Below are 10850 nucleotides of genomic sequence, written 5' to 3'. Positions count from 1 at the left end.
TTTGTGCGTGGCTTACTAGAGCCTCCGACGCCCTTACATTTAAAGATGGAAGAATTAGCATGAGACTACTAGGTAGCGGAACTCGGATCTTTAGACTAGAAAATAATTTTACTTTTCTTCTTTTGTTCGTATCCGACTTACTTTTCGCTTGATCTTTGACTGTTTGTTTTTTGTCGTTAGCCTTTTTGCCATCTTTTATCTTTTTCATAAACCCAACCCAACGTTTCTATATCTTTATGATTAAAGTACAAGAAATGTTGTTTTGCGAACTTAATTGAGCAATTAGAAGCCCAATAGAAATTACAAGTTTTAGATAAGTTAAACTAGGTATTTATGATGCAAAAGCTAATGCACTGTTAAATGCGAATACAGTGATTAGCTTTCCGATATTTTTATCGATTCTTTGGCTCTAAACGTGTCTAATGTGCGTTACATGTATCGATTAATCACAAATCATGTTGAGGCGTCTCTGAGTCCCATTAGTTCTTTGGTAACTTACAGTGATCATTGCTCGGCTTTATTCTATTTGGTTAAGCCCACACTCTAAGAGCTTTGTGTTTATTTCGCTCAGTAGAAAACCAGAAGCCCGGTTACCTATTGTGACAAGCGGGGGCAAAGTGCCTTTGTTTACTTGTTCGTAAATGTGGGATTTAGACCGTTTTAGATGAAGGGCTAGTTCACCCAACCGCACGACACGTTCCTTTTCAATATCCCCAGAATATTGATAGCCACGTTGATTAATCATACCAAGAAACCAAGCGTTCACTTCTGGCGTGTGATACACGGCTAACTTACCCATAAAGTCACTTTCAATTTTGTTTGGAAAGTTCGGCAGGTTTGAAACGGTGCCTTTGCTCACTGAGAGCTTTTTTGCAATTTGAAGTTTTGTGAACACGAATACTCCTATTTATCAGAAAAGTAAGGTGTGGTTTAAAAATCAAAGGTAATTAGGTGTGGCTATGCCTTGTGCTCGTAGCTCTTTTTCTACGGACTCAACACAGCTGTGTTTCTTGGTTGCCTCGGAGTATTTTTCTCCCCATATGCACATAATTTGCTTCCGTTTGTTAATAAACCTAGTTCGATTGTATGCAGCACGAACTTTATTGTTATCGGTATGAGATAGGATCATCTCAATGAGCATTGAATCTTCCAATTCAAGTTCTTCATGCAATTCTGTGCTAAAGATGGAGCGTATCCCGTGAGCGGTCATTTGGCCCTTTAACCCAAGTTTTCGGAATAAGTTACCCAGTGCGGAGGTACTGATGGGCTTGTCTTTAGCTTTACATTTAAGAGCGAACGGTTGAATTCATGGTAAATGGCAATTTAGGGCTTAGCTGTAAAGCCCTAAACTTATTCCATTTTTACTTCTGCTAACTACACGCAGATTTTAGTAATACGATTTTCACCAGTGGGAAGGCTTTCTAGTTTGACGTAGCCTTTTTGCTCCATGTGATTGATGAAATTCATGAAGGTTTTGAATTCCGTATTATTCACTTGAAAACTTGGGTCTAGAGCTTTCATCCTGTCATTAGCAATGGAAACGTTGCTTGGAAGTTTGCTCTGGTTCATATTCCTGACGGCGCTGATAAAAAGCTTATCAAGGTTACCCACTACAGAAATATCTTTTTTAGGAAGAAAATCTTCGATGAACAATAAGTTGTCGAATGACTTAGCGATAATTGCTCTATCTTTGTCGGATTTTTTGCAGACTAACCATACTTCTCTACCGAACTTTCTGAGTTTATCTGCAATTACAGTAAAGTCAGAATCTGTAGTCATAAAGCAATATCTATCAATTCTCGGGTTATCTCGGTGCAGACTTTCGAAGGCATCCAAGCTGAGTAACAAATCCGCTCTGTTCTTCTCTTTACCAATTTTGGGCGTGTCAATAATATTGAAATTATGCTCTAGGATTTGAGTTTTCAGTGATTTCTTTGCAGTCGCTTAGTTCCCGTAAGCCGATTTAATTGAGAATATACAGTTGTACTCGTCGTCAGCGCTGAGGAAAGAATTCATTACTTCTTCAAGCTGAAAGTCGCTAGCAGCTATGTTTTCCATATCAATGTAAACAGCGATATTAAAGTTTTCTTTTTCATCAAGTTGTGTCCCGGAAATAAATTCATGAAAGGGTTAACTAGGCAGCGACTTAGCCACTGCCTTAACTGTTAATGCTTTCTCAGCTCGTAACAGAGCCTGAAGCCTGTTTTCATGCCTTTGTACTTTCCGGTTGAATCTCGAGGACCACGTGCCCGCAACACATAATCGTCCATATAGAACGAAGTGAGACTAGCTGAACGGATCTGAACCCCTTCTAGTAGCCACTCGCAAAAGAAGTTTGAATTAATAAACTGCAATCCGTTCTCTTCGATATTGTGAAGAGGTTTTGGAAAGTGAAGGTGCAAGTTGTCAAAGTCATTTTGAGGCATGTAGGGTGGGTGAGAATCATATTTCTCACCTGACGTGCTGATGAATGTCATGTCACTGTCTTGGCCACGTTTGGGTTTTGACCAGTTTTCTCCTCTCAATGATTTATATTCTGAGTAGCTAAGAATACGAAGAGGAACCCCCGTTTGTTTCTCCAACCAGTTAATGTAGGCTAGGGCGTCAAAAAAAGTACATGATGCCGGCAGAGTGATATCACTCTCGCTATTGACTGGGGCAAGTGAATCACCTTGACGGTTTTTGCTGTATCCTGCGTTTTCTTTTAGGAAGTTGATCAGGTCACCAATCGTTATGAGTTCGGAGACCATCATTTCTTTTTCATCGATGGATACTTGTTTGAAGCCATCTAGACGAACGTTAGAGCTTCTATGCTCTGGGTGATAAACCCCTTTATATTGATAGTACTCACGCAATATGGTCTGAATGCCGGGGTAGTTGGACACCGTGCCACCATTAAGATAGTAGTGCTTTTCTGAGTTATGTCCATCTAGCTCTCTATTGCCTTCATATTCGAAGTAGTACCAACGCTCAAAGCGGTAATCCTCGATGAAGCTTGGAATATCAGCTCATTTCAAATTGTTCCCAAATAGCTGATGGTTGAACACTTTGCCACGTTGATTTTTGATGACAAAATCATAGTTACCGCGATCATCTGACAAGAAAATCAAATTCTCATTGTAAGGCAGCACATTGACCCAGCCGGCGTTGTCTTCGCCTATGCGTTTAGTTAGTAACAGTTGCAGGTATTTGTCCGAATTTAAATCTCTTTCAACATTTTCAGTTGGAACTGTATTTGGGGCATAAAGCTTTATGTATTCTGACGGTGAAGGAATATCTGTTAAAGAGTTTCCGAGAAGATGGTAAATACTACTAGACCCGTTTCGGTTTTTTAGAAGGATGAGATCTAAAATCTTCACAGAGGCCTGTTGGTAACTTTTTTCCCTTTTCTTTGATTCTGTCTCTTTGTTGTTTAGAAAATCCAAGAAGTTAGGGTGGCCCGTTTTGTCCAATAAACGCACTGTGATTTCTGTTGTTACATCGAGTTTAAGCAAATACTGTTGACGGTCAGATAGGTGAGAAATATCAAAATTATCGTCTATTGCTCGCTTGATATGATAATTGCCTAATATAATATCAGACCAGTCACTATCTTCATTGAGAGCGTCGTATAAGTCTTGACTGTGCCAACTAATTGGACCAGAAAAGTCAAAATCATGTCCGGTAAACAGTTTCTGGGGAGTAGGGCCTTCAAAGAAGAATAGTCGTTCAGAAACCTGCTGGTGGCTGAAAGAGAAATACAAATTGTAATCACCGTCTTTCGTGTGCTTGAGAAGATTTTTGCGTTTTCTAAGATTATGTTTGGCCATAAACGGAAGTAAGTTTCCGTTGTACTCTTTCTCGTAAGAGGCAAATCCACCAGTTATTCCAAGACGTTTAGCAATGGCGTTTAGTTTTGTTGTATGGGTGATTTTTTCACGGTCACGCGATGTTCTTTTCGCAGAGATTTTGAGTTCTGCTGGAGAGAGTCCTGTTAAAGGAACAATATGGAATTTCTCTAACGGGATGTATGTAGTTGGGATTGAGCTATTAGTCATTCTAAAACCTTTACAAATAAGCAAGCCCCATCAAAGTTTAGTGACGGCGTACTTCCGGCTATAAGGTCCGAGAATGATGGATTGATCGTGAATGGGAGTGTCTTTTTCTTCAACGATGTGAGTGCTTTGTTTCGTAAGAAGTACATTACAAACCGCAGGTAAGCCTCAGCCCTTTTTGTATAACCTAAGTTGAAACATTGGCTAAGTCAATAGATTGTTTGCGTTAGTCACGATAGGTTAGTGGTCTTTATCGGATAAGTGTGATGATGAATTAGCTTCTAAGGCTTTAGATATGGCTTTGGAGCAACGAGGAAGCTCGACGAATGTAATGTCCTCCAGAAAAAGCCCCGAAATCTCGGGGCTTTGCGTTTCTTACAAAGTGAGAGCGGCCCCTAACTCATTGGCCTGCTGGCCGCGATCACTTGGACCTTTCTATTCAACAGGCTTTGTGCTGCATTCGAGTCTTTTTCAAAGCTTAAAATCGCGTTGGAGAGCTCAGTATTGGCAAGCATAGAAAGCGTCTCGCCTAGCTCCAGTTTTGAGTGAGTGCGGTTTTGCTCTCGCTCGTTTGGATTTATCTGCACCACGGTTCTGCCTAAAAAGTTTCCCTTCTTTACAGGCTCAGTCTGGCTATTGCTCTCAATCCAATCGATAGATAAGTGCTTTTGTGTTGGTTGGATGTCATTGGACATAGATTACCTAAACTCTTAAATCCGAGCTCTGAAGCTGAGAGGGCAAAGCTTCCATGGCGATGTGGGCGGATAACAAGTCTTCCCAAGATTCACTCTGTGTGAGCAGCTCAGCCAGTGCATCTTCAAACAGCTCGTAGTCGAGTGACTCTGCGTGAAGCAGTCTATTTAAACAAAGCTTGTGTCGGTGGTTATCTAAACTAAAAAACAGTTGATGCTCAGACCAATGGTAGTTGAATGCGACAAAAGAACGGTAAAGGTCAGAGTTAACAATTTGTAGATCGACGATCTCAGCTTCTAATTGAAGCATCCCTGTTGTTGGGTGAAAAATCACATGCACTCTTAAGTTGTCATCAAAAGCTAAACCCAATTCGTCTTCAATCAACTGTAATTTAGGTAACCCTATTTGATGAGCAAATTTAAGTAAAACCTCATCTACGATTTGGCGCGCAGACATAGAAGTTATCCTATTTAGAATTTTAAGGGTGAAATTATGGGAAGTGCATTTGAATGTTTATCAATATTGGTTGGATTTTTTTATATAAACGTTTTTTCTATAAGGTTAATAAACAAGTTATTGATGGCGTTGCTTATATCCTTAGTGCATATAAATTTCGCTTATATAATGTTTGATTATGTGCTTGGAACTAATGTCAAATTTTAAAACAAAGTAAATCCAGCGTCATTAAAGGTGTTCTTATTTTTGAGAATTTAATTTTTAATTTATATGTGAAATATAGGTTGATCTTTTATATATTTCTGTACCAGAATTGCGACTGTCATTTTTAATAAAAAGATAAGTAGATAGAGTACGCAGTGAAATCTAGAACGCTTATTGGGTTGTTAAGCATTTTGCTTTTGAGCGCTTGCACTCACACCAGTTCCTTAGAAGGCGGGTTTGCGAGTTCTTCCCAAGCCGTGCTGTATGGGTGGGTTGCTTTTGATGAGTATATTGCTCCCGTGAGTACATCGGTTGATATTGATGTATGCCAAGTGACTGCAGAACGATGTATTACTGTCGCAAAGCAGACGTATCAAGGGGTTCAACTACCTGTGCAATATTCTTTTGTTATTGCGCCGATTCAAGCTGGAAAAGGCGAGATGAAAATCCGTGCCGTGTTACGTTCTCAAGGAAAAATCATAACCAGTAAAGAAGAAGGCTATATTTTTACGCAAGGCAGAGTACATAAGGACTTAAAACTAGAAGCTTACAATAATAACTAGAAAAGTAATCGTTTTCATTTTTTCTATTTTAATAAAAAAATTAAGTTGAATGAAGCGAATAATTCAGCGCTTAAACCCTAATTATTATTGGGTTTAAGTCATCGGTTCAGTGCTTCTTTATATGAATATCAGTTGCACTTACTGCAATTTTTATGTTTATATCCCCCGCTTCTGAGAAGTTGGCTAGATAGAATGGTTTAAAAATAAACACTTCGTTTTTTGTGGAAATACCAATATTAATGAAAGTAGGCTTAAATATTAGTACTTTCATTTATTCTAATATAATAAGAGCTTTGGTTGTTTGAGTATCACTAGTTATAAGTTGAACTTTAGCAAAAGCTTATTAATTCTCGAGAATATCACATAACAATATCGAGACGTTTTTCCAAGATTATTTTTTGCTGCTACAGGCAGTTTTTGAGCTATTTGTAATTTATTCGGGGAGTATGGTCGTGCTATCGCACCTATGCTCTTTTCTTTGCTTCTTTAATTGACATCGTTTTGATTACACATCCGCGTGACGTTTTCGTATTGGGTGTGAGTCAGGCTATGGCATTTCTCTAGTGGGATTAGAGAAATTAGAATTATGAAGGGTAGAAAATGGATGTGTTAGGCCAACTAAACACAGAAAGGGTCAACTCGCTATCGCGAAAAATCCATAGTGCTTGCTACTATGAAAAATACGATGAAGTATTTCATTCTCGCCAGTCTCACATTGTTGTCGTTCACAATGGACAATTGAGAGTTCAGACGGGGGACTGCACGTTAGATGTGGTCGCTGGTTGTGGGGTGTATCTCTCTCAAGGGGATTACTTACTAGAATACACGCCAGTAGATGGCCAATATACGGCGTCAGTGATCGAATTCGACAATGAACTTGTCAGTCAATTTTTGCAAAAGCACAGTGATTTACTGATGTCGCTACCAAAAGTTGAGAACGTTCAGTCTGGATTATTCCCGTTTACTTTCAATTTGTTGATAGAGCAGACCTTATCAGGGATGAAGACGCTAGAAGAGCAGTCTTATCCTGACACCATTATGCGCTTAAAATACGAGGAAATGCTCATCTTATTGCTCCACGGTGAGCAAGGTGAGAACCTGTATGCGTTATTATCACAGCTGACCAACAAAACCTCAGACCGACTGCGTCGCTTTATGGAACTCCATTATCTGAAGGAGTGGAAGCTGACCGACTACGCTCAAGAGTTTGGCGCGAGCCTGACGACGTTTAAAGAGCTCTTTAATGAGCACTATGGCGTTTCTCCTAGAGCGTGGATCAGTGAGCGCCGTTTGCTGCATGCCCATAAGTTATTGCTTACCAGCAAAATGAGCATTGTCGACGTCGCAATGGAAGCGGGCTTTTCTAGCCAATCTTACTTTACGCAAAGCTACCGACGCCGTTTTGGAACGACACCAAGTCGTGTACGTTCTGGGGATGAACAAGTCGATATTGCTAAGTGAAATGTCTGACGACTAAAATTTTCTGACTAATTTTGAAAGGCATCAACTGGCGTAAACTCTATTATGCTCAGCGTAACAACGAACAAAACTATTACCTCTACTTCCTTCTGGATTGTTCGAAGTAGATGCGGAGAACAACACCAATGAAAAAGCTGCATTGGCGACGCCGTTCGCTTTTTCCTAACAACATTGTGACGCAAAGGAAGGTCACTGTATTGCAGAGAGGCGCAAGATACGAAGGTTTAACCCAATCATCGCAAGTGCCCAATGTTGTTAATGTCAATCACCGACAACTGCTTAGTGAAGACGTTCTGAGTTCAGAACAATTGTCTTTGCTACAACGTTTGCTTGACCGCAATATCGTTGATTGCTTATGTGCAAGCCAAGTGGTGAAAACCTATCAAAGGTTTGGTACCTCTTTAGACCGGTTTGCCATGCGCCTCTTTCTCGAGGTGGGTGGGCAACTGAGTGATAATCACGTGTTGAGCTCTTTTGAGCAAAGGCTGGATTACATTAACAGCCGATTAGGGTTTCGCTTCAATTTGGCGTCACCTAAAACGCTGATTCTTTCAATGTATTTAACCCTGAATGAATGGGTGAGCCGAAAGACAGATCAGACGGTGTTACATGACACCATAAAGCTAGAGCAGTTGATCAATCAGCTGAGTATTCAGAAAGACTACTGGTTGAGGCTGTCGACAGAAGAGAACAGTGCGATTTTTGCAGAGCAGCAATTGGCATTGATTCAGAGTCAGCAGAGTGAATTGTATGAGCAGCTTGATGTTCTCAATGAACAACAAAATCAGGCGGTTGAATCCCACCGAGCCATGGTAGAGGAGTGGAAGCCAACGCTTGATAAGCTCAAAGGTTTATCTCAGTACGGTGAGACCTCAGATAAGTTTATCTCTGAATGGAAAGTCTGGTGTGGCGAAGCTCGAGTGCAAGCGCCGGAACTCAACGACGTGTGGGACGCTTGTGACCTTGTGTACAGCGACTTAAATGCGGTTGCGAAGATTTGGCAGTGGTTTCAAGACATGCACACTGTTGGCAATGTGGATCACTACTATTTTGATATTCAGAGTAACCAGTGCGGTCAAGCTTGTAACCATCTCAGCCAGATTTAAATAGAGCTAAATATGTTAGATCAAATGATGAAATCCCTCGCGGCAACGCTTGGGGTTGGGGATTTTATTGCCTCAAATAATGGTTCCTACGATATTGAAGTCGACCAGATGCTGCTTAACATTCGGCAGCATTCATCATGGGTCTTGTGGGAAACCGTGCTCCCATTTCAGTTTGAACAGCACCTCGATTACCAAAAAGAGCAGACGCTCAAACATTGTATGCAGCTCTCTTTGAAGACACTGCGCGACACGAGCAGCACACTGACGGTGAATGATAACGAGCAGTTGATTGTGCAAGGAAAGATGAATATGGAAAGCGTTACCACAGAAGCATTATGCGCCCAGCTCTCCCAGCATGTGAATTTGGTGGAGCAGTTTAGTGGTGTGCTAGAGCACCAACGCGTTAACCATACCGTCAGCCACAGTATTTGGATTCCATAATGCTTGCCGTTTTAAAAAAACAACTACGCCGACTTGTTTGGTCTGTTGCATGTACTTTGAGTTTGTTGGCGGCATTGCCTTTACACGCATCAGAGTTGAATTGGCCTGATCAGCCGTTTCGTTACTATGCCGACAATGACTCTTTAAAAGAACTATTGAATAACTTTGGCGCTAACTATCGCGTTTCGGTGTCGGTCAGTGACAAGGTAAACGACCGAGTTAGTGGTCGATTTACGCCAGAAGACCCAGCCGAGTTTCTTGATTATCTAGCACAGGTCTACAACCTGATGTGGTATTTCGATGGCGCGGTGTTGCATGTGTACAAAGCGACGGAAACCCGTTCGCGACTGTTACAGCTTGAACTTCTTACTGCCCGTGAGCTACGAAGTACTCTGATATCAACAGGGATTTGGGATTCTCGCTACGGTTGGCGTGCGGCAGAGAACAAAGGGCTGGTTTACTTAGCGGGGCCACCCAGATACGTTGATTTGGTTGTGCAAACGGCCGAAGCGCTGGAAAGCCGATTGGTTCAAAAGTCGAACTCTACTGATGAGCTGTTTGTTGAAATTATTCCTTTGAAATATGCCTCGGCGACGGACAGAGAAATCACTTATCGCGATCAAGCGGTGACGGTACCGGGCATTGCATCGGTATTGAGCCGAGTATTGTCGGGTGTTCAAACTCAGATCAAGGCAACTAAAGAGAGTGAAGAAGCGGACAGCAATACGGCTGCAACCACGACGAAGAATGTTTCTGTACACGGCGGTGCGTCGGTTGAAGCAGAGCCAGGTTTAAACGCCATCATAGTGCGTGATACGCAAGCGCGCCTGCCTTTGTACCGCAAGTTAGTCGCTCAGTTGGATCAGCCACAGTCACGAATTGAAGTGGCACTCTCTATTGTCGATATCAGCGCGAACGATTTGAGCCAACTGGGTGTGGATTGGCGAGCGGGTATTGAGGTCGGTAACAACAGTATTTTAGACATCAAAACCACGGGTGACGTTGATGGTGGTGATGTGACGCTAGGTAGCGGGCAGACTTTTAAGTCACTGCTTGATGCGACCAACTTAAACTACTTGTTGGCTCAAATTCGTTTGTTGGAATCTCAAGGTAGCGCTCAAGTCGTGTCTCGACCGACTTTGCTAACTCAAGAAAACGTTGAAGCGGTCCTAAACAACAGCAGCACGTTCTACGTCAAGTTGATTGGTAAAGAAACTGCAGCGCTTGAAGAAGTGACCTACGGCACCTTACTGCGTATCGTCCCACGCATCGTCGGAGACCGATTTGTTGAAAGACCAGAAATCAACCTGAGTTTGCATCTTGAAGATGGTGCGCAAATTCCAGATGGCGGTGTTGATGATGTGCCATCTATCCGAAAAACAGAGATCAGCACGTTAGCGACCGTGAAGCAAGGTCAGAGCCTACTCATCGGTGGTGTATACCGTGATGAAATCAGTCATCAACTGCGTAAAGTGCCTTTGTTAGGGGACATCCCATACCTTGGTGCCTTGTTTAGAAGTACGACCGATACCACCAGAAGAACGGTGCGCATGTTCATTATTGAGCCGAGAATTGTTGTCGATGGCATTGGCGACAACGTGCTTATCGGCAATGAGTATGACTTGAGGCCGAAGCTCGGCACCTTGAACAATATTTCAAATAACAGTGCAGATCTGAAATCGGCACTCGCGCTCTACAGCTGTACATCTCAAGTACAAGCGGAGCGTTATCAACAAGATCTATTGTCACAGGGTAAATCTTCGCTGTTATCACAATGCGAGCTGCCTTCAGGGCAAAAAGGATGGCGAGTGCAAATCAAAGAGTGTGATGGCTCAGAGAATCATTGCGTTCGACCATTAGAGGAGCAATAGCCT

11 protein-coding genes are annotated in these 10850 nt (G+C 41.9%); 5 read left to right on the top strand and 6 right to left on the bottom strand.

Annotated elements, in window-relative coordinates; translation table 11 throughout:
- Positions 1 to 517 precede the first annotated feature (517 nt).
- The 6 genes from BCT11_RS12195 to BCT11_RS12170 form a co-directional block, all read right to left on the bottom strand.
- Entirely contained in the window at positions 518 to 895 is a 378-nt protein-coding gene (locus tag BCT11_RS12195) for an AlpA family phage regulatory protein (RefSeq protein WP_102388429.1), read from the bottom strand.
- Positions 896 to 1374: 479 nt separating this feature from the next.
- Entirely contained in the window at positions 1375 to 1875 is a 501-nt protein-coding gene (locus tag BCT11_RS12185) for an NYN domain-containing protein (RefSeq protein ID WP_241909018.1), read from the bottom strand.
- Positions 1876 to 2165: 290 nt separating this feature from the next.
- Positions 2166 to 2885 carry a hypothetical protein gene (locus BCT11_RS28385; protein ID WP_241909016.1) on the bottom strand — a complete coding sequence of 240 codons (720 nt, stop codon included), beginning with the start codon at positions 2883 to 2885 and terminating at the stop codon, positions 2166 to 2168.
- A 123-nt stretch (positions 2886 to 3008) separates the two neighbouring features.
- Entirely contained in the window at positions 3009 to 4037 is a 1029-nt protein-coding gene (locus tag BCT11_RS28380; protein ID WP_241909015.1) for a hypothetical protein, read from the bottom strand.
- 392 nt (positions 4038 to 4429) lie between these two features.
- The gene (gene exsE2 / locus BCT11_RS12175; protein ID WP_102388427.1) at positions 4430 to 4729 is read right to left on the bottom strand and encodes a T3SS regulon translocated regulator ExsE2; all 300 of its coding nucleotides are present in this window, start codon (positions 4727 to 4729) and stop codon (positions 4430 to 4432) included.
- Positions 4730 to 4736: 7 nt separating this feature from the next.
- Positions 4737 to 5183 carry a CesT family type III secretion system chaperone gene (locus BCT11_RS12170; protein ID WP_039975164.1) on the bottom strand — a complete coding sequence of 149 codons (447 nt, stop codon included), beginning with the start codon at positions 5181 to 5183 and terminating at the stop codon, positions 4737 to 4739.
- A 359-nt stretch (positions 5184 to 5542) separates the two neighbouring features.
- On the opposite strand from BCT11_RS12170, the gene BCT11_RS12165 reads away from it, so the two are divergent.
- The 5 genes from BCT11_RS12165 to sctC all read left to right on the top strand — a co-directional run bounded on the left by BCT11_RS12165 (position 5543) and on the right by sctC (position 10847).
- Positions 5543 to 5950, top strand: a complete 408-nt coding sequence (locus tag BCT11_RS12165; protein WP_102388426.1) for a YscW family type III secretion system pilotin — start codon at positions 5543 to 5545, stop codon at positions 5948 to 5950.
- Positions 5951 to 6550: 600 nt separating this feature from the next.
- Entirely contained in the window at positions 6551 to 7411 is an 861-nt protein-coding gene (locus BCT11_RS12160; protein WP_102388425.1) for an AraC family transcriptional regulator, read from the top strand.
- Between the two features lie 143 nt (positions 7412 to 7554).
- Positions 7555 to 8535: a T3SS regulon anti-activator ExsD domain-containing protein gene (locus BCT11_RS12155; protein WP_102388424.1), complete on the top strand. Its 981-nt coding sequence runs from the start codon at positions 7555 to 7557 to the stop codon at positions 8533 to 8535.
- Positions 8536 to 8547: 12 nt separating this feature from the next.
- Positions 8548 to 8976, top strand: coding sequence for a YscB family type III secretion system chaperone (locus BCT11_RS12150; protein WP_038866855.1), 429 nt, complete (start codon positions 8548 to 8550; stop codon positions 8974 to 8976).
- Positions 8976 to 10847: a type III secretion system outer membrane ring subunit SctC gene (sctC, locus tag BCT11_RS12145; protein ID WP_102388423.1), complete on the top strand. Its 1872-nt coding sequence runs from the start codon at positions 8976 to 8978 to the stop codon at positions 10845 to 10847. Before BCT11_RS12150 ends, sctC begins: the two co-directional genes overlap by 1 nt.
- Positions 10848 to 10850 lie beyond the last annotated feature (3 nt).

Source organism: Vibrio sp. 10N.222.52.B12 (assembly GCF_002875385.1).
Taxonomy (GTDB): Bacteria; Pseudomonadota; Gammaproteobacteria; order Enterobacterales; family Vibrionaceae; genus Vibrio; species Vibrio jasicida.
This window is presented reverse-complemented; position numbering and strand designations above follow the sequence as displayed.

Excerpts from the sequence above, each read along its gene's own strand:
- exsE2 (WP_102388427.1), bottom strand. The coding sequence starts at position 4,729 with ATGTCCAATGACATCCAACCAACACAAAAGCACTTATCTATCGATTGG.
- sctC (WP_102388423.1), top strand. The coding sequence starts at position 8,976 with ATGCTTGCCGTTTTAAAAAAACAACTACGCCGACTTGTTTGGTCTGTT.
- BCT11_RS12155 (WP_102388424.1), top strand. The coding sequence starts at position 7,555 with ATGAAAAAGCTGCATTGGCGACGCCGTTCGCTTTTTCCTAACAACATT.
- BCT11_RS12160 (WP_102388425.1), top strand. The coding sequence starts at position 6,551 with ATGGATGTGTTAGGCCAACTAAACACAGAAAGGGTCAACTCGCTATCG.
- BCT11_RS28380 (WP_241909015.1), bottom strand. The coding sequence starts at position 4,037 with ATGACTAATAGCTCAATCCCAACTACATACATCCCGTTAGAGAAATTC.
- BCT11_RS12170 (WP_039975164.1), bottom strand. The coding sequence starts at position 5,183 with ATGTCTGCGCGCCAAATCGTAGATGAGGTTTTACTTAAATTTGCTCAT.
- BCT11_RS12150 (WP_038866855.1), top strand. The coding sequence starts at position 8,548 with ATGTTAGATCAAATGATGAAATCCCTCGCGGCAACGCTTGGGGTTGGG.